The 20,662-nt window shown below is 59.2% G+C and carries 20 protein-coding genes; 17 read left to right on the top strand and 3 right to left on the bottom strand.

The genetic code is table 11. The annotated features are described in order from the left end of the window. Positions 1–6: 6 nt before the first annotated feature. The 12 genes from ACP0KA_RS14575 (at position 7) to ACP0KA_RS14630 (ending at position 13,166) form a co-directional block, all read left to right on the top strand. Positions 7–792, top strand: a complete 786-nt coding sequence (locus ACP0KA_RS14575) for an enoyl-CoA hydratase/isomerase family protein (protein ID WP_424629465.1) — start codon at positions 7–9, stop codon at positions 790–792. A 15-nt stretch (positions 793–807) separates the two neighbouring features. Continuing rightward, entirely contained in the window at positions 808–1,656 is an 849-nt protein-coding gene (locus tag ACP0KA_RS14580; RefSeq protein WP_424629466.1) for an alpha/beta fold hydrolase, read from the top strand. Between the two features lie 53 nt (positions 1,657–1,709). After that, complete coding sequence (locus ACP0KA_RS14585; protein ID WP_424629467.1) at positions 1,710–2,471, top strand: SDR family NAD(P)-dependent oxidoreductase; 762 nt, start codon at positions 1,710–1,712, stop codon at positions 2,469–2,471. A 14-nt stretch (positions 2,472–2,485) separates the two neighbouring features. After that, entirely contained in the window at positions 2,486–3,397 is a 912-nt protein-coding gene (locus tag ACP0KA_RS14590; protein WP_424629468.1) for a 3-keto-5-aminohexanoate cleavage protein, read from the top strand. Between the two features lie 91 nt (positions 3,398–3,488). Further along, complete coding sequence (locus ACP0KA_RS14595) at positions 3,489–3,779, top strand: cupin domain-containing protein (protein WP_424629469.1); 291 nt, start codon at positions 3,489–3,491, stop codon at positions 3,777–3,779. A 384-nt stretch (positions 3,780–4,163) separates the two neighbouring features. Continuing rightward, positions 4,164–6,107: a PrkA family serine protein kinase gene (locus ACP0KA_RS14600; RefSeq protein WP_424629470.1), complete on the top strand. Its 1,944-nt coding sequence runs from the start codon at positions 4,164–4,166 to the stop codon at positions 6,105–6,107. 19 nt (positions 6,108–6,126) lie between these two features. Further along, positions 6,127–7,398 (top strand): YeaH/YhbH family protein, encoded by a 1,272-nt coding sequence (locus ACP0KA_RS14605; RefSeq protein ID WP_424629471.1) that lies wholly within the window; start codon positions 6,127–6,129, stop codon positions 7,396–7,398. After that, positions 7,395–8,939: a SpoVR family protein gene (locus ACP0KA_RS14610; protein WP_424629472.1), complete on the top strand. Its 1,545-nt coding sequence runs from the start codon at positions 7,395–7,397 to the stop codon at positions 8,937–8,939. Before ACP0KA_RS14605 ends, ACP0KA_RS14610 begins: the two co-directional genes overlap by 4 nt. A gap of 28 nt (positions 8,940–8,967) precedes the next feature. Continuing rightward, entirely contained in the window at positions 8,968–9,933 is a 966-nt protein-coding gene (rocF, locus tag ACP0KA_RS14615; protein ID WP_424629473.1) for an arginase, read from the top strand. A gap of 303 nt (positions 9,934–10,236) precedes the next feature. Then, a complete protein-coding gene (locus tag ACP0KA_RS14620) occupies positions 10,237–10,440 on the top strand; it encodes a hypothetical protein (RefSeq protein ID WP_424629474.1) in 204 nt (67 codons plus the stop codon). A gap of 58 nt (positions 10,441–10,498) precedes the next feature. Next, a complete protein-coding gene (locus ACP0KA_RS14625) occupies positions 10,499–10,954 on the top strand; it encodes a (2Fe-2S)-binding protein (protein ID WP_424629475.1) in 456 nt (151 codons plus the stop codon). Between the two features lie 4 nt (positions 10,955–10,958). Beyond that, positions 10,959–13,166 (top strand): molybdopterin cofactor-binding domain-containing protein, encoded by a 2,208-nt coding sequence (locus ACP0KA_RS14630; RefSeq protein ID WP_424629476.1) that lies wholly within the window; start codon positions 10,959–10,961, stop codon positions 13,164–13,166. A 71-nt stretch (positions 13,167–13,237) separates the two neighbouring features. On the opposite strand, the gene ACP0KA_RS14635 is transcribed toward ACP0KA_RS14630, so the two are convergent. Continuing rightward, entirely contained in the window at positions 13,238–14,218 is a 981-nt protein-coding gene (locus ACP0KA_RS14635; protein ID WP_424629477.1) for an agmatinase, read from the bottom strand. A gap of 38 nt (positions 14,219–14,256) precedes the next feature. After that, on the bottom strand, positions 14,257–14,898 hold the full coding sequence (locus ACP0KA_RS14640) for a glutathione S-transferase family protein (protein ID WP_424629478.1): 642 nt from the start codon (positions 14,896–14,898) through the stop codon (positions 14,257–14,259). A 165-nt stretch (positions 14,899–15,063) separates the two neighbouring features. Here ACP0KA_RS14640 and ACP0KA_RS14645 point away from each other — a divergent pair, with 165 nt between their 5' ends. Both ACP0KA_RS14645 and ACP0KA_RS14650 read left to right on the top strand, forming a co-directional pair. Continuing rightward, positions 15,064–16,038, top strand: a complete 975-nt coding sequence (locus tag ACP0KA_RS14645) for a GlxA family transcriptional regulator (RefSeq protein WP_424629479.1) — start codon at positions 15,064–15,066, stop codon at positions 16,036–16,038. Between the two features lie 108 nt (positions 16,039–16,146). Beyond that, positions 16,147–17,769 (top strand): ABC-F family ATP-binding cassette domain-containing protein, encoded by a 1,623-nt coding sequence (locus ACP0KA_RS14650; protein ID WP_424629480.1) that lies wholly within the window; start codon positions 16,147–16,149, stop codon positions 17,767–17,769. Positions 17,770–17,843: 74 nt separating this feature from the next. Here ACP0KA_RS14650 and ACP0KA_RS14655 read toward each other — a convergent pair whose 3' ends face one another. Continuing rightward, complete coding sequence (locus ACP0KA_RS14655; RefSeq protein WP_424629481.1) at positions 17,844–18,896, bottom strand: alpha/beta fold hydrolase; 1,053 nt, start codon at positions 18,894–18,896, stop codon at positions 17,844–17,846. Positions 18,897–19,308: 412 nt separating this feature from the next. On the opposite strand from ACP0KA_RS14655, the gene ACP0KA_RS14660 reads away from it, so the two are divergent. The 3 genes from ACP0KA_RS14660 to maiA all read left to right on the top strand — a co-directional run bounded on the left by ACP0KA_RS14660 (position 19,309) and on the right by maiA (position 20,655). Then, positions 19,309–19,725 (top strand): organic hydroperoxide resistance protein, encoded by a 417-nt coding sequence (locus ACP0KA_RS14660; protein ID WP_424629482.1) that lies wholly within the window; start codon positions 19,309–19,311, stop codon positions 19,723–19,725. 84 nt (positions 19,726–19,809) lie between these two features. Then, positions 19,810–19,977 carry a hypothetical protein gene (locus ACP0KA_RS14665; protein ID WP_424629483.1) on the top strand — a complete coding sequence of 56 codons (168 nt, stop codon included), beginning with the start codon at positions 19,810–19,812 and terminating at the stop codon, positions 19,975–19,977. A gap of 42 nt (positions 19,978–20,019) precedes the next feature. Next, positions 20,020–20,655 carry a maleylacetoacetate isomerase gene (gene maiA, locus ACP0KA_RS14670; RefSeq protein ID WP_424629484.1) on the top strand — a complete coding sequence of 212 codons (636 nt, stop codon included), beginning with the start codon at positions 20,020–20,022 and terminating at the stop codon, positions 20,653–20,655. Positions 20,656–20,662 lie beyond the last annotated feature (7 nt).

Raw genomic sequence — 20,662 nt, forward strand, 5'->3', positions numbered from 1 at the left:
CACGTCATGGCCTCCGAGAACATGCATTTTAACGTGGAGGGACGAGTTGCCTCCATCACGCTGACGCGCCCGGAGACATTGAACCTTCTGACGGAGGATATTCTCCAGCGGTTGCGGGAGATCGCGGCCGAGTTGGCCGGGAATCCCGATGTCGACGTGCTGACGATCACCTCCACGGGAACAACGTGCTTTTCGACCGGCATCCTCACTCCGGCGCTGCGTGGAAGCCTGAGCAAGCCGGATGTCCTGAAGCTGATTAGATTGGCCAACGAGGCTTTCGATACGATCGAAGCGTTGCCGCAGATCGTCATTGTGGGGCTGAACGGCATGGTGCGTGCGGGAGCCGGGGAGCTTGCGCTGGCCTGCGACATCAGGATCGCAGGCGATCACGTGACGTGGTCATCGCCCGAAGCGAAGTGGGGCGGCTTTCCCGGTGTTGGCGCGCCGATCAGGTTGCCCCGGATCGTTGGGATGGGACGCGCGCTCGATCTTCTCTGCACGGGACGGGCAATCGAATCCACGGAAATGGAGCGGATTGGGCTCGTCGATATCGTTGTGGGACGCGACGCTGTTCACGACAAACTCGCGGATATCGCACGAAGCATTGCCGAAAATGGTCCGTTGGCAACCAAGGGCGCCAAGCGAGTTGCACGCGAGCGGGAGACATCTGGCTTTGCGGCTGCGCGCCGGTTGTCTGACGAGCTTCGTACGGCTCTGGAATGGACAAGCGACGTTGATGAAGGAATTGCGGCCGTGCGTGAAGGCCGTAAGCCGCGGTTCACGGGTCGGTAAAGAGGAAAGTCGGTCATGCCGTTTGCAGACATTAATTCGGTCCGCTTGAACTACCAGGTGCTCGGAGACAGAGGACCTTGGGTCGCGCTGGTCTCCGGTGCGCGCCGCAACATGGATGAGGTGCGAGGGCTTGCCACGCTTGTTGCTGCTGCAGGCTTCCAGGTTCTGCTGCATGACCGGCGCAATACGGGTGAATCGAGCCTGTCACTCGACGGCGAGGGATCGGAGTTCGAAATCTGGGCGGACGACCTTCGCGCGCTCGCAAAGCATCTCGGTTTGCCGCGATTGATCGTCGGAGGATCGTCTTCCGGTTGCCGCCTCGCCACCGTCATGGCGCTCCGCCACCGCGATGCCATTCGTGGGCTCCTCATGATGAGGGTGACCGGAGGCGCTTTCGCGGTGAAGCGGCTCTCCCACATTTACTACACGCAGTATATCGAAGCAGTCGAGCGCGGCGGCATGGAAGACGTCTGCCGAACGGATCACTTCAAGGATCTGATCGCGCTTAATCCTGCCCGTCGTCAGGAGATCATGGGTTGGAACCCACAGCGTTTCGTCGAGGTCATGACGCGATGGCGGAGCAATCTCGAGGCAGGTGTCGATGATCCGATGCTGGGCGCGAGCGAGCAGGCTCTGCGCAATATCGATTTTCCTGTTTGCGTCATTCCCGGTAACGACAAGACCCATTCGATCGCGGCGGGCTTTCACGTCCATTCATTGATCCCGGGCGCGGAGCTGCACGAGCTTCGCAAGGATCAACTGGATGCGGATTTGATCTCGATGGATGAGTGGGTGCCGAACGATCGTCTTGCTCCCGTCGTCGTAGACTTTCTGACGCGCGTCAGCACGGAGCAACTTGCTTAAGCGCGCATAAGCATCCGCATTCCCCGGTATCTCAGAGAAAAAGAGTCATAACAATGTCCTACCCAATATCTCTCGCAGGCAAGGTTGCATTGATCACCGGAGGAAGCGGCGGCATTGGTGCCGCGGCGGCGCGATGCTTCGCCACGTCCGGAGCGCACGTCGTCATCACCCATCGTGACGGAGGCGACAAGGCGCGGCAGGCCAATGAGCTGCTGTCGACGCTGGAAGGCAAAGGGCACGCCGCGGTTGCTGCGGACGTTGCGGATACGAAGACGTTGATTGCCCTGAAGGATAAGATCAGCGCGCAGTATGGGCGGCTCGATATTCTGGTCAACAGCGCGGGTTTCACCAAGCCCGTGCCTCATGCCGATCTTGATGCACTGGATGACGACCTGATCGACCGGATGTTTGCGGTCAATTGGCGCGGGCAGTTTGCAGCAATCCGCACCTTCGCTCCGCTGCTCAAGGCATCCGGCGACGGCCTGATCGTGTCGGTATCTTCCATCGCCGGATCGACCGGGACCGGATCTTCGATCGCTTACTGCGCTGCCAAGGCTGGTATCGACGTCATGACGAAATCGCTGGCGCGGGTGCTCGCGCCGGAAGTCAGGGTGCTGGGCGTGTCGCCCGGCGTGGTCGACACAGGCTTCGTTCCGGGGCGCGGCGCAGACTTCAACGCCAAGACGAGTGCGACCACGCCGTTGAAACGCGTCGCCACTGCTGACGACGTCGCCCAAGCCATCCTCGCTTGTGCGACACACCTCGGATTTTCGACCGGAACAAATATTGTCGTCGACGGCGGCAGAGCTCTCTAAGGAAGGATCGCAACATGCGTAATCCCCGCGACAAGATCTTCATCACCTGTGCCGTGACCGGCAATCTGACCACACCCGAGCAGACGCCGCATCTGCCCATCACACCGGAGGAGATTGCTGACGCGTGTCTTGGCGCGGCGGAAGCCGGAGCTGCGATCGTCCATATTCATGTGCGGGATCCGGCAACCGGCAAGCCCTCCATGGAACTTGGCTATTATCGCGATGTGGTCGAACGCATCCGCGCGAAGAACACGCAGTTGATCCTCAACATCACCACGGGACCGGGCGGGCGCTTCGTGCCGTCGCCGGACGAGCCGCGCGTCGCGGCACCGGGGACCACATTGATGGTGCCGGAGAAGCGCGTGGAGCACATCGCAGTCCTTAAGCCTGAGATTTGTACCATTGACCTGAACACTATGAATTCCGGCAAGGAAGTCGTGATCAACACCCCCACCAACGTCCGCCGCATGGCCAAGGTGATGCGCGAGGCTGGCGTGAAACCGGAGGTCGAGCTGTTCGATTCCGGCGACATCGCGCTGATGAATGACATGCTGGCAGACGGGTCCTTGACTGGACCCATCCTGTGTTCGTTCGTGATGGGGGTCCGCTACGGCTTCCAGCCGAGTCCTGAGACCGTGATCTACGCCCGAAACATGCTGCCCGCGGATGCGGAGTTCACGGCGATCGGTATCGGCAAGTCCTCATTTACCGGCGTTGCACAATCCTATCTGGCGGGTGGACACGTGCGCGTTGGCCTTGAGGATGCCGTTTATCTGTCGCGTGGAACTTTGGCGCCGTCCAATGCGGCGATGGTCGAGAAAGCGCGTCGCATCGTAGAAGACCTCGGCGCGCAAATCATGACACCGCGAGAGGCGCGCGAACTGCTCGGCCTGCCGACTCGCTTGTCAGATTCCCGCGTCGCCTAGCGTCATCAACACTGGAACGAGCGGGTCGCTGAATATGCACGTAACGCGCCTTAAAGAAGCACCGACTTATCATCCTCCTGAGCATTACGACATGCGCTGTCTGCGTCTGCAGGGGCGTGAGGCGGGTCCTTCCGACACCTTGTGGCTAGGTATGTCGCAGCTTTTGCCGGGTGGACATACGTCGCTGGATGCATCGCCTATCGAAAAAATCTACTTCGTCCTCGAAGGCGAATTGACGGTTGAGACGCCCGACGGCGAAACGACGCTCTATTCAAGCGACTCCTGCCGGATCGCGCCGGGTGAAAAGCGCGCATTGAAAAACAAGACGAACAAGACCGTGACGGTTCTGCTGGCGATGCCCTTGGCGCCGGTCAAGACGTGATGAGACAAAAGTAGCAGCGGATGAGTCTGCTGCTACTATCCAGGCGTGAAAGACGGATTGCTTTTGTAATGGTGCGCAGCGGCACGCGCTGGCCCCGCATCATGAATGCCTTCTATTCCAGATGATCCGGAAAGTTGCTCAGCGGCAACATTCACGATCATTTTTGAAGGAGAGTCCGCGTTACGGTTCCATACGCTCGGATTATCCGCAAATGCGCGCGAATGAATCCACTGATGCCGAAGTCGTGCGTGCAATCATCTGCTTACAAAGCGGTCAATCGATATATGCTGAATGCAGATGCTGATTCGCGGCGGACGTGGGGCGTTCCAGTGATAAGTCGAAAGCGTCGCCTCTCAGCACAATGATCGGGCAAGGAGAGGGATCATGTACAACGATTCTCTGTTCAATGCGTTTGCGCGCTCGTTTGAAGCTCGAAGCGAAACAGATATGTCCATGGCGGAATATCTGGAGTCGTGTCGAGACGACCCCATGAGGTACGCCAACGCGGCGGAAAGAATGTTGGCAGCCATCGGCGAGCCCCAGATGATCGACACGGCCAAGGATCCTCGCCTTGGCCGTATTTTTTTGAACAGGACCGTGCGGACATATCCCGCGTTCACCGGGTTCCATGGGATGGAAGAGACGATCGAGCGCATCGTCGCTTTCTTCAGACATGCCGCTCAAGGGTTGGAAGAGCGCAAACAGATTCTCTATCTGCTAGGCCCGGTGGGCGGCGGCAAATCGTCCCTTGCCGAGCGCCTGAAGATGCTGATGGAGGTTCACCCGATCTATGTGCTGAAGGCGGGCGATGAACTCAGCCCGGTCTTTGAAAGTCCACTCAGCCTGTTCGATCCGGAAACCTTAGGCTCCATGATCGAAGAGCGCTATGGAATCCCTCGTCGGCGCCTTACCGGCCTGATGAGTCCGTGGTGCTACAAGCGGCTTGAAGCTTTCGGCGGCGACATCTCGCGTTTCCGCGTTGCCCGCATCCAGCCATCGCGGCTGCGGCAAATCGCCATCGCCAAGACCGAACCCGGCGACGAGAACAACCAGGATATCTCCTCGCTGGTCGGTAAGGTGGATATCCGCAAGCTCGAGACATTCGCTCAGAACGATCCGGACGCTTACAGCTATTCCGGCGGGCTCAATCGTGCCAATCAGGGCGTGCTTGAATTCGTCGAGATGTTCAAGGCGCCGATCAAAATGCTCCATCCGCTGCTGACTGCCACGCAGGAAGGCAACTACATCGGCACTGAAAATATCGGCGCGATCCCGTTCACTGGAGTCATTCTTGCGCACTCCAACGAGTCCGAGTGGCAGAGCTTCAAGACCAACAAGAACAACGAGGCCTTTATTGACCGTATCTGCGTGATCAAAGTTCCGTACTGTCTGCGGGTGACGGAGGAGCAGAAGATCTACGAAAAGCTCATCCAGGGCTCCGAATTGGCTCGCGCGCCGTGCGCGCCGGCGACGCTTGAAACCTTGGCGCGCTTCACCGTGACCTCGCGGCTGCGCAAGCACGAGAACTCCACGTTGTTTGCGAAGATGCGGGTTTACGACGGCGAGAGCCTCAAGGAATCCGATCCCAAGGCGCGCAGCGTGCAGGAATATAAAGACGCCGCCGGTGTGGATGAGGGCATGGATGGCGTCTCGACACGCTTTGCCTTCAAGGTGCTTGCGGCGACCTTCAATCACGACACCGCCGAGGTCGGCGCCGATCCGGTACATTTGATGTACACGCTCGAACAGGCCATCCGCCGCGAGCAATTGCCCGAGGAAGCCGAAAAGCGTTATCTCGAATTCATCAAGGCCGAACTCGTCACGCGTTATGCCGAGTTCATCGGGCACGAGATCCAGAAGGCTTATCTGGAGTCGTACTCCGATTACGGTCAGAACCTGTTCGACCGCTATGTCGACTACGCGGATGCCTGGATCGAAGATCAGGATTTCAAGGACCCTGACACCGGACAGCTGCTCGATCGGGAACTTCTCAATCAGGAGCTGACCAAGATCGAAAAGCCGGCTGGCATTGCCAACCCCAAGGACTTCCGCAACGAGATCGTCAAGTTCTCGCTGCGGTCCCGGGCGCAAAACAGCGGCAAGAACCCAAGCTGGACCAGCTACGAGAAAATCCGTGAGGTGATCGAGAAGCGAATCTTCTCGCAGGTGGAAGATCTGCTGCCGGTGATTTCCTTCGGCTCGAAGCGGGATGGCGAAACCGAGAAGAAGCACGGCGAATTCGTCAAGCGTATGGTGGAGCGCGGTTACACCGAGCGCCAGGTTCGCCGGCTGGTCGAATGGTACATGCGGGTGAAGCAAGCCGGCTGAACCGCATCCGAGGACGGCCATGAACATCATCGATCGTCGTTTGAATCCGGGTAGCAAGAGTCTCGAAAATCGCCAGCGTTTTCTACGGCGCGCAAAAACGCTGGTTCGTGATGCCGTTAAAAAATCCTCTGAGGCACGCGACATCAAGGATGTTCTTGAAGGAGGCGAGGTCAGCATTCCGCTCGACGGTATGCATGAGCCGCGCCTTCGACGGGAAGGCGGCATCCGCGACATGGTCCTTCCCGGCAACAAGAAGTTCGTGGAAGGAGATGTCCTGCCGCGTTCAGGACAGAGCGGCGGCAAGTCCCGCGAGGCGGGGGAAGGCGACAGCGAGGACGCCTTCCGTTTCGTTCTGAGCCGGGATGAGTTCGTCGATATCTTTCTCGACGATCTCGAGCTTCCGGATCTTGCCAAGCGAAAGCTGGCCGAAGCCGAGCAGGAGACTCTCCGGCGCGCCGGCTATTCGGTGTCGGGTTCGCCCACCAACATTTCAATCAGCCGCACCATGAGGTTGGCCATGGCGCGCCGGGTAGCGCTCCGCAGGCCACGGCCGGAAGCCATCGCGGAACTTGAAGCGGAAATGCGTGATTGTAGCGAGGAGCGCCGGACCGAGATCGTGGCCGAGCTTGCGTCGCTGAAATCGCGGATGCAGCGGATTTCCTATATCGATCCGATCGACATCCGCTACCGGCGGTTCGAGAGCACGCCAAAGCCTGTGGCGCAGGCGGTGATGTTTTGCCTGATGGATGTGTCCGGCTCGATGTCGGAACACATGAAGGATCTGGCAAAGCGCTTCTACATGCTGCTCTACGTGTTCCTCACGCGACGCTATCGCCATGTCGAGCTTGTCTTCATCCGTCACACGGATCGTGCTGAAGAGGTGGATGAAGACACCTTCTTCCATGGTCCGGCATCCGGGGGAACGCTGGTCTCCAGCGCTCTGGAAGCCATGAAGGAGATCGTCAAGTCACGCTACCGTCCTGAAGACTGGAATATCTATGCGGCTCAGGCGTCAGACGGCGACAATCTGTACTCTGACGGCGACGTGACGGCCGCGTTGCTGAAGGATTTCATTCTGCCGGTGACGCAGTTCTTTGCCTATCTCGAAGTGGGCGAAGCCACCGGTAACCCGTTCGATACGTCGGATTCCTCGCTATGGGCGCTCTATCAGCGATTGGGTTCTGAGGGCGCGCCGCTGTCGATCCGCAAGGTGAGCAGCCGTGGCGAAATTTTCCCTGTGTTCCACGAACTCTTCCAGCGCCGCAGCAAGCAGGAGAAGGTCGCGCCATGAACGACACTGCCGGACGCCTGTATCAAGGCGCGGACTGGGATTTTCAGACTCTTCAAAGAATTCATGACGCTTGCGAGGACGTTGCCAAGTCCGATCTCGGCCTCGACACCTATCCCAACCAGATCGAAGTCATTACCGCCGAACAGATGCTGGATGCGTATTCCTCAGTCGGAATGCCGTTGTTCTACAAGCACTGGTCGTTTGGCAAACAATTCGCCCATCAGGAGACGTTCTATCGCAAAGGCCTGATGGGGCTGGCCTATGAAATCGTCATCAACAGCTCGCCGTGCATTTCCTACCTGATGGAGGAGAACACCGCGACCATGCAGACCCTCGTGATCGCGCACGCGGCGTTCGGGCATAATCACTTCTTCAAGAACAACTACCTGTTCAAGCAGTGGACCGACGCCGACGGGATTCTCGATTATCTCGACTTCGCCAAGAGATACATCACGCAGTGCGAGGAGCGTCACGGCCATATCGCAGTCGAGCGGACGCTTGATGCCGCGCATGCGCTGATGTCTCACGGGGTCTATCGCTATCCCGGCAAGAAAAAGCTCAATCTGCGCGATGAAGAGAAACGCGCCAAAGAGCGACGATCCCACGAGGAAAGCGTTTTCAACGATCTGTGGCGCACCGTGCCCACGGGACCGCACAAGAGCGTATCTGAACTGAGCGCTGAGCGGCGGATCGCCATGCTCGGTCTGCCGCAGGAGAACATTCTTTATTTTCTGGAGAAGTCCGCGCCACGGTTGCAGCCATGGCAGCGCGAGTTGCTGCGCATTGTGCGTCACATCGCGCAATACTTTTATCCGCAGGGGCAGACCAAGGTCATGAACGAGGGGACAGCGACCTATGTCCACTATCGCATCATGACGCGCCTCCTGGAAAAAGGGTGCATCACCGACGGCAATTTCCTCGAGTTCCTGCAATCGCATACCAACGTCGTGTTTCAGCCCGACTTCGACGATCCGCGCTTCTCCGGCTTCAACCCGTATGCGCTTGGCTTCGCGATGATGCAGGACATCGAGAGAATCGTGACAGATCCCGATGACGAAGATCGCGCGTGGTTTCCGGATATTGCTGGGCGCGGCGACGTCATGGGTGTGCTGCGGGACATCTGGGCGAACTACCGCGACGAAAGCTTTGTCAGTCAGTTCCTCAGCCCGCGGCTGATGCGGCACATGCGCATGTTCCATCTGCACGATGATCCGGCTGAGACGGAAGGCATCCGCGTCGGTGCCATCCATAACGAGCAGGGGTATCGCCGCATCCGCCGGCAGTTGGCCCGGCAGTACGATGTCGGCGTCGTCGATGCGAATATCGAGGTCGTCGATGTCGATCTCGCCGGCGACCGCCGCCTCTTGCTTCGTCATACGGTTGTGAACGGAGCGCTGTTAAATGAGATCGACGTCAAGCGTGTCGTCCAGCACCTCGCCAACTTGTGGAGCTACGATGTGTCCCTGAGCGAGGTCGATTCATCCGGCCACGTGCTGAAGGAGCACGCGGCCAGCCCTCATGTGGCGGCTATTGCGGCCTGAGCCTGTATGATGCCGCAGGGAATTCATGATGGGTGATCGTGAGAACACGCGGATCGCGCTCCTTGGTGCGCCTGTCGATGTCGGCGCATCGCGGCGCGGGACCTTGATGGGGCCGGCGGCGTTGCGCACGGCGGGTCTCGCCGGCGTGCTCGAGGGGCTGGGATATCGCGTCGAGGACCATGGCGATATCCTGCCGAGGGACTTGAAACCGACGAACGATGTGCCGCCGGACAATGCCAGGCACTACACCGAAATTCAGGCATGGACCCGGGCGTTGAGCGCTCGCGCCTTTGAACTTGCGCGTTCCGGCGTGATCCCGCTGTTTCTTGGCGGCGATCACAGCCTGTCAATGGGGTCGATCAACGGCGTCGCGCGCCATTGGCATGAACAAGGGCGTGAGTTGTTTGTGCTGTGGCTGGATGCGCATGCCGACTACAACACACCGTTCACAACGATCACGGCAAACATGCACGGCATGTCCGCTGCCTTCCTGTGCGGCGAACCCGGGCTGGATCGGTTGCTGGGTGACGAGCCACGCGCCTCGATCACGCCCGCTCAGCTCGATCTGTTTGGGGTGCGTTCAGTCGATAAGCTAGAAGGCGAATTGATCCGGGAGCGCGGCATCTCCATCGTCGATATGCGCCACATCGACGAATTCGGCGTCGCTGTGTTGATCCGGCGCCTCATCAATCGGGTCAAGGAACGCAACGGCGTGCTGCACGTGAGTTTCGACGTGGACTTCCTTGACCCAAGTATTGCGCCCGGCGTGGGAACGACCGTACCTGGCGGCGCAAGCTATCGTGAAGCGCATCTTGCCATGGAGCTCATGCACGATTCCGGTTTGGTGCGATCCGTGGATGTCGTCGAGCTCAATCCATTTCTCGATGAGCGTGGACGCACAGCGCGTGTCGCCGTCGAGCTTGTCGCCAGCCTGTTTGGCCAGCGGATTACCGACCGCGCGACGCCGACCAACGCGATCATTTCTCCCAGATAACAGACTGAGTTCCGAGGCAGCTTTCGTTGCGCCATGCAACGGCGACGGAAAGCTCGAACGATATTGCTCGCCGTCCATTGAGCCATGACCCAAGCAATACGCCGTTGCAGCTGTAAATGCGGCGCGGCTCAACCTTCGCGTTTGGAATCGTCCGGCGCGGAATGCGTTGAATGCCGTTCAGCGGCACATGAAAAAGATTCATGGAGGCGGGTGCCACGCTTATCGCAAAATGAGATCTCGCAATGTGTGCGTCACATATTTGTGACAAAGGAGACAAATTCGATCAAGTATTGAGTGAAAAGGATGATGGATATGACCGCCCCTAAAAATCACAAACATACACATAGTCACGCGCAAACACAGACGGGCAAGACGCTTGACCCAGCGGGCAAGTTGACCGCGGAAGCTCCGGCAGAATCTTCGACCGATGTCGATGCTGCATTGGACGAAGCCCTTGAGGAGTCGTTTCCCGCCAGTGATCCGATTTCGTCGCTGCGCACAGAGTGAGGTCAGCATCAATAGTTGATCGATTGGCATTCAATTTGTGACAAGTCTCGAGGTAATTATGGCTTACACAATCAATATCAACGGGATACCGCATAGCGTCGACGTCGATGCAGACACGCCGTTGCTCTGGGTCTTGCGGGATGTCCTTGGGATGACCGGCACGAAGTTCGGATGTGGCGCTGCCCTCTGCGGAGCCTGCACCGTTCACCTCGATGGGCAGGCGATTCGATCGTGCATCACCACGGTTGATAGCATCGGAGACAGCAAAGTGATGACGATCGAGGAGATCGGAAAAACACCACAAGGCGAAGCGCTGCAACGCGCGTGGCTCGATCTCGAAGTCGTGCAATGTGGCTATTGCCAATCAGGTCAGATCATGTCGGCTGCGGCCTTGCTGAAGGAAACCCCAAAGCCAAACGACGCGGATATCGATTCAGCGATGTCAGGCAATGTGTGCCGCTGCGGCACCTATCAGCGCATTCGCTCCGCGATCAAGCAAGCCGCGGGAGTCTGAGATCATGAGCGAGCTTCTTCTGAAAGATCAGTCTGCTAATCAAACGGAATTATCGCGGCGGACCTTTCTCCAGGGCACGGGACTGTTGCTTGGCTTCGCGCTGACCGGCGCGGGAACCGAGTCGGTTTTCGCAGCGCCTGCTTCGCGAGTGGTCGAAAACGAGGTCACAGGCACGTTTGCGCCGAATGGATTTATCCGGATCAATCCCACCGGTGCCGTGACTCTGGTCATGCCGATGGCCGAGATGGGGCAGGGTATCTACACCGCGATTGCCATGCTGCTGGCCGAGGAGCTTGAAGTCGGACTTGATCAAATTCAGGTTCAGCACGCGCCGCCAAATGACGCGCTCTACGCCAATTCCATCCTGCATATTCAAACCACGGGCCTTTCTTCCTCTGTTCGTGCCTTCTGGAAGCCGTTGCGTCAGGCCGGGGCCGTGGGTCGCGATCTGCTGATCGCAGCAGCTGCCAAGCAATGGAACGTCGATCCATCGACCTGTCACGCCAAGAATGGCGCCGTGTTCGACGCGTCCGGCTCGAAGCACCTCAGCTACGGCGAACTCGCCGAGGCCGCGGCAAAACTTCCGGTCCCGGCTGCAGCAAGCGTCAAGTTGAAGGATCCGAAGGATTTCACGTTGATCGGCACGCGTGCCAAGCGCGTGGATTCGTCGATCAAGGTCGATGGGCGTGCACTCTACGGCATCGACATGCGATTGCCGGGGATGAAGGTTGCCGCGGTTGCAATCTCGCCCGTGCTAGGCGGCAAGGCAAAGACCGTCGACGAGAAAGCCGCGCTGGCGGTGAAGGGCGTCCGTCAGGTGGTCAACATCGAGGAAGCCGTCGCCGTGGTGGCCGATCATATGGGCGCCGCCAAGAAGGGTCTCGAGGCAGCCGCCATCACATGGGACGACGGGCCGAATGGCAAGGTCAGCAACGCCGACATCGTCAAGCAGTTGGAGGAAGAGTCCAAAAAGCCGGGCGTCGTTGCCCGTCACGATGGTGACCCGGCGAAGGCTCTGGCGGGAGCGGCGCAACAACTCGAGGCCATTTATCAAGTGCCTTTCCTGGCCCATGCCACGATGGAGCCGATGAACTGCACTGTTCATATGCAGAAGGATCGTTGCGACATCTGGGTCGGGACGCAGGCTCCGACATTGACACAGGCCGTGGTTGCTGAATTCACCGGTCTGCCGAAGGATGCGGTTAAAATTCACAATCATCTGCTGGGCGGTGGTTTCGGCCGGAGGCTGGAGCCCGACGGCACCTTGTTGTCCGTCAAGCTTGCCAAGCACGTCGATGGTCCGGTGAAAATGATCTGGAGCCGGGAGGAAGACATCCAGCACGACATGTATCGGCCGTACTATTTCGATCGTCTGTCGGCCGGGCTTGATGCGGGCGGCAAGCCGGTTGCATGGACGCATCGGATTGCTGGTTCCTCTATCGTCGCCCGCTATATTCCGCCTCTGTTCAAGGACGGTTACGATTTCGATGCTGTGGAAGCTGCAGCTGAGCCGCCCTATGCACTGCCCAACATCCATGTCGACTATGTTCGGGTCGAGCCTCCCGGTGTGCGGACAGCGTTCTGGCGCGGCGTCGGGGCGACCCACAATGTCTTTGTGGTCGAAAGCTTCATGGATGAGCTCGCGCATGCAGCGAAGCAGGATCCGGTTGCGTATCGCAAGGGGTTGCTCGGCCACAATCCGCGAGCGCTGGGTGTTTTGTCGCTTGCTGCTGAGAATGCGGGGTGGGGATCACCGCTCCCTGCGCGCCATGGCCGCGGGATCTCGGTGCAGTTCGCATTCGGAAGCTACATGTCGCAGGTCGCCGAGGTCGAAGTGGCGGCTGACGGTTCTGTGAAGGTCAAGCGGATAGTCTGTGCGGTCGATTGCGGCATGTACGTCAATCCTGATACGATCGAGGCGCAGGTCCAGGGCGGCACGCTCTTCGGGCTGACCGCCGCGCTGTATGGTTCGATCACCTTCAAGGATGGACGCGTCGAGCAGAGCAACTTCGACAGCTATTTACCGATGCGCATCGACGAGGTGCCGACGATTGAAACGCATCTGATCAAGAGTACAGAGGTTCAGGGCGGCATCGGCGAAGCGCCGACATCCATTGTCAGTGCCGCAGTGACCAATGCGATCTTTGCCGCTACCGGATATCGGGTTCGGACGTTGCCGATTGATCCGACGTCGTTGAAGGCGACGGGCTGAGTTCCTGCAGGATCACGCATGCCAAGCCGCCGCCGTGCCGAACGGGTAGTTTCCAGCACGGCGGCGCTCAGTCACGGGCGTCGCTTGGCCCGCTCGTGAAAGATTGATCCGATAAAGTCGAGGCTGGTGCGCGCCGCGAGCAGCGCAGTGATTCCTGAGGGATCATAAGGCGGCGATACTTCGACGAAATCGACACCGACGACGTCGAACCGCTTCGCGACTTCGCGCAAGATCTCCTTGCCTTCATAGTAGGTGAAGCCGCCGTGGCTGATCGTGGCCGTTCCCGGCGCGATCGAGGGATCGAAGCTGTCGATGTCGATCGAGACATAAACGCGTTCGCCATCGGGAATGTGCGCGAGGGAAGCAGCCGCACCCTGTGCCCGCAGCTTGCGCAGCGGCACCACATGCGTGCCGTAGGCTTTCGCCGCTTCCCAGTCCCTGCGGCTGACGGAGGCCATATTGTGCGGCCCAAGCGTTGTGATGCCTTTTACATGGGACATCTCGGAGGCGCGGCGCATCGGGCTGCCATGGCCCCACGTAATGCCGTTGCGCTCGTTGATGAAGTCGAAATGGGCATCGAGATGCACGATGTGGATCGGCTTTTCATTTGAATACGCGGCAATGGTCGCCATGGTGATCGCGTGATCGCCGCCGAGAATGTAAGGCATCGTCCCGGCATCGAGCAGCGCGCGCACAGCGTGCTCGGCGTTGGCGAGGCTTCGCTTGGTGTCGGCGTAGATGACGTCACTGTCGCCGGCATCGACGATCTTGACTTCATCGGCGGTCAGATAGGTCACCTCGTCTTCGAAATCGAAGACGCCTTCCGGCCCGAAGCCATGGAACATCGAGACTTCGCGAATGGAGCGTGGCCCAAAGCGCGTGCCCACCCGATAGCTCGAGGCGGTATCGATGGGGACGCCCAGCACGGCAACGTCGGCGCCGTCGAGCCTGTCCCAATCCTGGCAGGCCGGCTGACCGGCGAACGTCGCCAGACCAACGAAGGGCAGGTTCATCCGGTCCGGCGTGTTGCGGCTGATATGATCGGTTGTCACTGTCGTACCCTTTCCAAAAGGAAATCAAACGGCGTTGCTCAGGAGATCTCGTCGGTGATGCCTTCGCCCTCATAGGCGCGGCGCACCGAAGGGAGAGCAGTAATCCTGTCGAGCAACTTTGCGATGGTGGGACGCGAACGCGGCGGATTCGTCATGGGGCGTGCCCAGCGGCACAGCATCACGAAGTAGAAATCAACTGCACTCAACGTGGTGCCGAGAAACAGCGGCCCATTCGTGCCGAGATGCTGTTCGATCACGTCGAGATAAGTGCTCGCACGTGCCTCCGCTCCGCGCCTCACAACCTCGGTCGCTTTCGTATCGTTGCCGGTGAGCCGGTCCGGATACTGGTAGATCATCAGTTCTTCCTGAAGCGAGTTGGTCAGGAAAATCAGCCACTGATTGAATGTCGAGCGCTCGGGCGTACCGAGCTTGGGTGCAAGGCCGGTCTGCGGATTTTGATCGAGCAGATGGAGCACGATGGCCGCGGCTTCGAACAGCACGAGATTGCCGTCCACCAGCGTCGGAATGCGGCCGTTCGGATTGATCTTCAGATAGTCCTTGGACTTCTGCGCATCGATCGTCCGATCGACCAGCATGAGCTCGTAATCAGCTCCCATTTCTTCCAGCACCATGTGGGCTGCGGCGCTGGCGTTCGCGGGGTAATAGTGGAGTTGGTACATCGGGTCGGCTCCGGCTCGACAATTTCGATGGCTCGAACCTAGGCCTGTGCTAGGTTGGCCACAATTGTCGTTATCCGACGATTCCGGCCAAAGGCGCGGCGGATTGGGCCGCAGCGTTTTTCCAGACCATGAAGGCGAGCGAAGGCATTCTGAAAGGACGGAGGCATGGTTATGAGGCCGGCGCGTAAGGCAATCGCCATCGTGGTGCCACCCGGCGCGCAGTCGCTCGACGTTTCAGGCCCGCTCGATGCGTTTCTCGAAGCCAATCGTCAATCTACGAACGGTGCGAAATACGATGTCCGTCTGATATCGACGGGCGTGCAGCGGGTGGTGCGCGCTGGTGGTCTCTCGATCGTTGCGGACACGTCCATTGCTGACGACACCAAGCCGATCGATACGTTGCTCGTCGCCGGAACGCCGGATTATGCGCAGGCTTATTCCAGTGATCAGCTCGGTGCCTGGCTGCGCCGCCGAACGTCGAAAACCCGGCGATACGGTTCGGTCTGTACGGGCGCGTTCTTCCTTGGTGCAGCAGGCTTGCTCGATGGACTGCACGCGACCACGCATTGGCAGCATGCAGCGGAGTTGGCCGAACGCTTTCCGGCAGCCAACGTCATTCCGGACCAGATTTATATTCAGGACGGCGCGCTCTATACGTCCGCCGGGGTCACGGCAGGGATTGATCTCGCCTTGAAGCTGATCGAAGACGACTTTGGACGAGACCTCGCGCTGATGGTGGCGCGACGACTGGTGGTGTTTCTCAAGCGTCCCGGTGGTCAATCGCAGTTCAGCGCGCACCTTGCGGCACAGGTCGCAGAAGAGGGACGCATCCAGGCGGTGCAGCACTGGATTCTGGATCATCTCTCTCTCGATCTCACTCTTGCATCCCTTGCCAAGCGCGCCGCCATGAGCGTGCGCAACTTCACCCGCGTTTTTCAAAGCGAGACCGGGATTACGCCGGCGGACTTCGTCGAGATGGCACGTGTGGATGCCGCGCGGCGCCTGTTGGAAGACAGTGAAGCGCCGCTGCAGCGCGTGGCATCGCGGTGCGGGTTCTCGAGCCCGGACACCATGCGGCGGGCGTTCCTGAGGCGCATCGGCATAGGGCCGAGCGACTATCGGGAGCGGTTTCGGGGGTAGGAACCCGATCGCGCTTTTGGCAGATAGGCTTTTCGCCGATTGCCCTTCCGCTGAGGCCTCACATGGCGTAAGTCCGGCCACAAATTCTTCCCGGAACTCCGTGCGCACATGATTCGACTGGACAACATCAGCAAGCAAAATGGTCACCAAATTCTCTTCATTGAAGCTTCCGCGGCGCTTCAAAGGGGAGAGAAAATTGGGCTGGTCGGGCCTAACGGAGCCGGAAAGACCACGCTTTTTCGGATGATCACGGGGCGGGAGCTTCCTGACGAAGGTCAGGTGTCGGCCGACCGCGGCGTGACGATTGGCTATTTCAGCCAGGATGTCGGGGAGATGTCAGGCCGCAGTGCTGTGTCCGAAGTGATGGACGGGGTTGGGCCGGTCAGTGCCGTGGCTATCGAGTTGAAGGAACTCGAAACCGCGATGGCGGACCCGGATCGCGCCGATGAAATGGACGACATCATCACGCGTTATGGAGAAGTGCAGGCCCGCTTCGAGGAACTGGATGGTTACGCCCTGGATGCGCGTGCGCGCGAGGTGTTGGCGGGACTAGGCTTTAGCCAGGAGATGATGGAGGGTGATGTCGGCGCGTTGTCCGGCGGCTGGAAGATGCGTGTGGCGTTGGCCCGCATTCTTCTGATGCGCCCGGAAGTGATGCTGCTGGACGAGCCAAGCAACCATCTGGATCTGGAAAGCCTGATCTGGCTGGAATCGTTCCTGAAGGGTTATGAGGGCGCGTTGCTCATGACCTCGCACGATCGCGAATTCATGAACCGCATCGTCAACAAGATCGTGGAAATCGATGGCGGTTCGCTGACGTCGTACTCGGGCGATTTTGAGTTCTACGAACAGCAGCGTGCGATGAACGAAAAGCAACAGCAGGCGCAGTTCGAGCGTCAGCAGGCGATGCTGGCCAAGGAAATCAAATTTATCGAGCGTTTCAAGGCACGCGCCTCGCATGCGGCCCAGGTGCAAAGCCGGGTTAAGAAGCTGGAAAAGATCGAACGCGTCGAGCCGCCAAGGCGTCGTCAGACCGTCACATTCGAGTTCATGCCGGCACCGCGCTCCGGTGAAGACGTGGTCACGCTGAAAAACGTGAACAAAAGCTACGGCAGCCGCACTATCTATGAGGGGCTTGATTTCTCCGTGCGCCGCAAGGAGCGCTGGTGCGTGATGGGGATCAACGGTGCGGGCAAGTCCACGCTGCTGAAACTGGTGACGGGGACGGCGGAGCCGGATGACGGAAGTGTCGTTCTGGGCGGTAGCGTGAAGATGGGCTATTTCGCGCAGCATGCGATGGATCTGCTGGACGGTGAACGAACCGTGTTCGAGCAGCTTGAGTATTCGTTTCCGCAGGCCGGACAGGGTTCGTTACGCGCTTTGGCCGGTTGCTTTGGCTTCTCCGGCGACGACGTGGAAAAGAGATGCCGGGTGCTGTCGGGCGGCGAAAAAGCACGGCTGGTGATGGCGATGATGCTCTTCGATCCGCCGAACTTCCTGGTGCTGGACGAGCCGACCAACCACTTGGACATGGCGACGAAGGAAATGCTGATTACCGCGTTGTCGGAATATGAGGGGACCATGCTGTTCGTCTCCCACGATCGGCATTTTCTCGCAGCTCTGTCCAATCGCGTGCTGGAGCTGACACCGGAGGGCGTCCACAAATACGGCGGCGGTTACACGGAGTATGTGGAGCGCACCGGCCAGGAAGCCCCCGGTCTGCGGAGCTGATCCTTAGACTTGCTCTCTTGAAAGTCGTGTGGCGCCTTTCGGCGCCACACTTTGTTTGAGGAGCAACAAGCTTCTCAGAAGTTGTCGGCGTCGATCACAGCCTGGGCGAACTCCTTGGGAGCTTCCTGCGCGAGATTATGGCCGATGCCGCCCATGATCAGCCGATGCTCATACTTGCCGGAGAACTTCTTGGCATAAGCACCGGGCTCCGGATGCGGCGCGCCATTGGCATCGCCTTCCATGGTGATGGTGGGCACGGTGATGACAGGGCCTCCCGCCAGCTTTTTCTCAAGGTCGTCATACTTGGATTCGCCTTCGGCCAGCCCGAGCCGCCAGCGATAATTATGGATCACGATGTCGACATGGTCGGGATTGTCGAAGGCGGCTGCGCTGCGATCGAAGGTGGCGTCGTCGAAATTCCACTTTGGCGACGCGAGTTGCCAGATGAGTTTCGCGAAGTCGTGCCGGTTTTTGTCGTAGCCGATCCGACCGCGCTCGGTGGCAAAGTAAAATTGGTACCACCATGCAAGCTCGGCCTTCGGCGGCAACGGCTTCTTGTTGATCTCCGGACTCCCGATCAGGTAGCCGCTCACCGAGACCATGGCCTTAAAGCGCTCCGGCCACAGGGCCGCGAGAATATTGGCCGTACGCGCGCCCCAGTCATAGCCGGCGACGACGGCCTTCTCGATCTTGAGGGCGTCCATAAGAGCAATGATATCGACTGCGAGCACCGCTTGCTGGCCGTTCCGGATCGTGTCGGTTGAAAGGAAACGCGTGGTGCCGTAGCCGCGCAGGTAGGGGATGATGACCCTGTAGCCTTTGGATGCCAGCAGCGGGGCAACGTCAACAAAGCTGTAAATGTCGTAAGGCCAGCCGTGCAGGAGCATCACCACAGGGCCGTCGGCCGGCCCTGCTTCGGCGTAACCCACATTGAGCGTGCCTGCGTTGATCTGCTTGAGCGGACCGAACGAGGTGTGGGTCCCCGGCTTGATCGACGGCAGGGTTGCTGATTTCGATGTGCCGGACTGGGCGACGGCGGAGCCGATCAAACCGAACTGAGCAGCAGTCATGGCGACAGCGGCAGTGCCGAAAAAACGGCGGCGATGATGGTTGATTTCTTCGGACATGATCTTTCTCCAGTGAATGTGTCCCGACGCTGAGAACACCGAATCCATGTATCTGCGGTGTGTCCTGATCGGTCTAAATTGAATGTGTATGTAGCTTCCGAGCCGTTGGATACATGCCGTTACAAATCGGTCGGGCTGGCCAATTGAGGGACTTCGCCCTGGTCGCTCTCCGGCCATGGCCCATTCAAACACGCGCCGATGCCGCCTTCCACGGAGAAGAAGTGGGCATCAGCGCATGATCGCGCGCATAGCTTGTACAGAAATGTACCCGCTCGGGTCGTTGCCACACTTTGTTACACTTCTGATCAATCCGGACACATACCTGATACCTCTGAACCGCTTTATGCGGCCACTGGCTGGCCCTTGGTCTTTTCGCCTTGGCGCCACCCGATCGCTGCAAAGGAAGTCAGACATGACCAAGCTCGAAAAAGTGCTCTACACCGGTAAAACCCAAACCTCAGGTGGACGTGACGGCGCATCGCGCAGCTCCGATGGCCGCCTCGATATCAAGCTCTCGTCTCCCGGATCATCGGGCAGCGGGACCAATCCGGAGCAATTGTTTGCTGCCGGCTGGTCGGCTTGCTTTATCGGAGCCATGGGACTCGCGGCCAGTCAGCTGAAGGTTGCTCTCCCGTCCGATCTGGCGGTCGATGCGGAAGTCGATCTGGGCATGGCGGGCAGCGGCTATTTCCTGCAGGCGCGCCTCAATGTCAGCCTGCCAGGTGTGGATCGCGAGATTGCGCAGGCCCTCGTCGATGCCGCGCATCAGACGTGTCCGTATTCGAAAGCCACGCGCGGCAACATCGACGTCGTCATCAATCTTGTCTGAGTTCGTCCCTATGACGACGATGGCCAGCCCGGAGTGGCGGCTGGTCATCCCTCATTCAACGATCGTGAGTTATGGAGAGCGCTTATGATGCGGCTTGCTGTTATCTCTCTCATTGGAATTTCGGTAATGGCGTTTCCCTGCGCTTATGACACCGATCCCCGTGAGCCTGCGGCGATGACTGCGATTGTCGCGAAACTGCTTCCATCGAGCGGTGGAACGACAACTGCGGTTGTGTCGGAAACCACTCCGTAACGCCTGCCCTTTTTTAAATCAGAACAACCAGGACATTCGACCATGAAGCTCTATGCGAACGAAGTCTCCTCCGCGACCTCACGGGTGCGGATTGCTCTGGCCCTGAAGGGCCTTAACGTGGAGACGCAATCTGTGAACATTTTCGGCGCGGACGCGGAAAGCCGCCAGCCCGAGTATCGCAAGGTCAATCCGCAAGGACTGGTGCCGGCGTTGTTGACTGACGAGGGTACGTTGATCACCCAATCGCTCGCGATCATTGAATATCTCAACGACTTTCATCCGGAGCCGCCGCTGTTGCCTGCAAAGCTGGAGGCAAGGGCGCTGTCACGGTCCGTGGCGCTCGCGATTGCATCCGAAATTCATGCGCTGTTGCCGCCCCGCGTGGCTTTGCGGCTGAGCGCCATTCCAGGCGTTGAGGCGAACGGCATTGCGGACTGGAATCGTCACTGGATCAGGGAAGGGCTGACGGCCGTTGAAGCGACGATAGCTGGCCGCAGAACCGGTCCGTTTGTCGCCGGCGACCAGCCATCGGTCGCCGACATCTTTCTCTTCCCGCAGGCAATCAACACCGAACGCGCAGGCATCGATCTGAGCCAGTGGCCAAACATTGCCGAGATCGTTTCAAACCTCCGCGCGATTCCTGCTTTTGCCGACAACGCGCCCGCTGTGAGAAAGTAACAGCAGT

The organism is Bradyrhizobium sp. SYSU BS000235 (assembly GCF_049747295.1).
In the GTDB taxonomy this organism is placed as follows: Bacteria; Pseudomonadota; Alphaproteobacteria; order Rhizobiales; family Xanthobacteraceae; genus Afipia.

Bases quoted from the DNA above. Each gene is read 5' to 3' on its own strand.
- ACP0KA_RS14575 (WP_424629465.1), top strand. From the start codon at position 7: ATGGCCTCCGAGAACATGCATTTTAACGTGGAGGGACGAGTTGCCTCC.
- ACP0KA_RS14580 (WP_424629466.1), top strand. From the start codon at position 808: ATGCCGTTTGCAGACATTAATTCGGTCCGCTTGAACTACCAGGTGCTC.
- ACP0KA_RS14585 (WP_424629467.1), top strand. From the start codon at position 1,710: ATGTCCTACCCAATATCTCTCGCAGGCAAGGTTGCATTGATCACCGGA.
- ACP0KA_RS14590 (WP_424629468.1), top strand. From the start codon at position 2,486: ATGCGTAATCCCCGCGACAAGATCTTCATCACCTGTGCCGTGACCGGC.
- ACP0KA_RS14595 (WP_424629469.1), top strand. From the start codon at position 3,489: ATGCGCTGTCTGCGTCTGCAGGGGCGTGAGGCGGGTCCTTCCGACACC.
- ACP0KA_RS14600 (WP_424629470.1), top strand. From the start codon at position 4,164: ATGTACAACGATTCTCTGTTCAATGCGTTTGCGCGCTCGTTTGAAGCT.
- ACP0KA_RS14605 (WP_424629471.1), top strand. From the start codon at position 6,127: ATGAACATCATCGATCGTCGTTTGAATCCGGGTAGCAAGAGTCTCGAA.
- ACP0KA_RS14610 (WP_424629472.1), top strand. From the start codon at position 7,395: ATGAACGACACTGCCGGACGCCTGTATCAAGGCGCGGACTGGGATTTT.
- rocF (WP_424629473.1), top strand. From the start codon at position 8,968: ATGGGTGATCGTGAGAACACGCGGATCGCGCTCCTTGGTGCGCCTGTC.
- ACP0KA_RS14620 (WP_424629474.1), top strand. From the start codon at position 10,237: ATGATGGATATGACCGCCCCTAAAAATCACAAACATACACATAGTCAC.
- ACP0KA_RS14625 (WP_424629475.1), top strand. From the start codon at position 10,499: ATGGCTTACACAATCAATATCAACGGGATACCGCATAGCGTCGACGTC.
- ACP0KA_RS14630 (WP_424629476.1), top strand. From the start codon at position 10,959: ATGAGCGAGCTTCTTCTGAAAGATCAGTCTGCTAATCAAACGGAATTA.
- ACP0KA_RS14640 (WP_424629478.1), bottom strand. From the start codon at position 14,898: ATGTACCAACTCCACTATTACCCCGCGAACGCCAGCGCCGCAGCCCAC.
- ACP0KA_RS14645 (WP_424629479.1), top strand. From the start codon at position 15,064: ATGGTTATGAGGCCGGCGCGTAAGGCAATCGCCATCGTGGTGCCACCC.
- ACP0KA_RS14650 (WP_424629480.1), top strand. From the start codon at position 16,147: ATGATTCGACTGGACAACATCAGCAAGCAAAATGGTCACCAAATTCTC.
- ACP0KA_RS14655 (WP_424629481.1), bottom strand. From the start codon at position 18,896: ATGTCCGAAGAAATCAACCATCATCGCCGCCGTTTTTTCGGCACTGCC.
- ACP0KA_RS14660 (WP_424629482.1), top strand. From the start codon at position 19,309: ATGACCAAGCTCGAAAAAGTGCTCTACACCGGTAAAACCCAAACCTCA.
- ACP0KA_RS14665 (WP_424629483.1), top strand. From the start codon at position 19,810: ATGATGCGGCTTGCTGTTATCTCTCTCATTGGAATTTCGGTAATGGCG.
- maiA (WP_424629484.1), top strand. From the start codon at position 20,020: ATGAAGCTCTATGCGAACGAAGTCTCCTCCGCGACCTCACGGGTGCGG.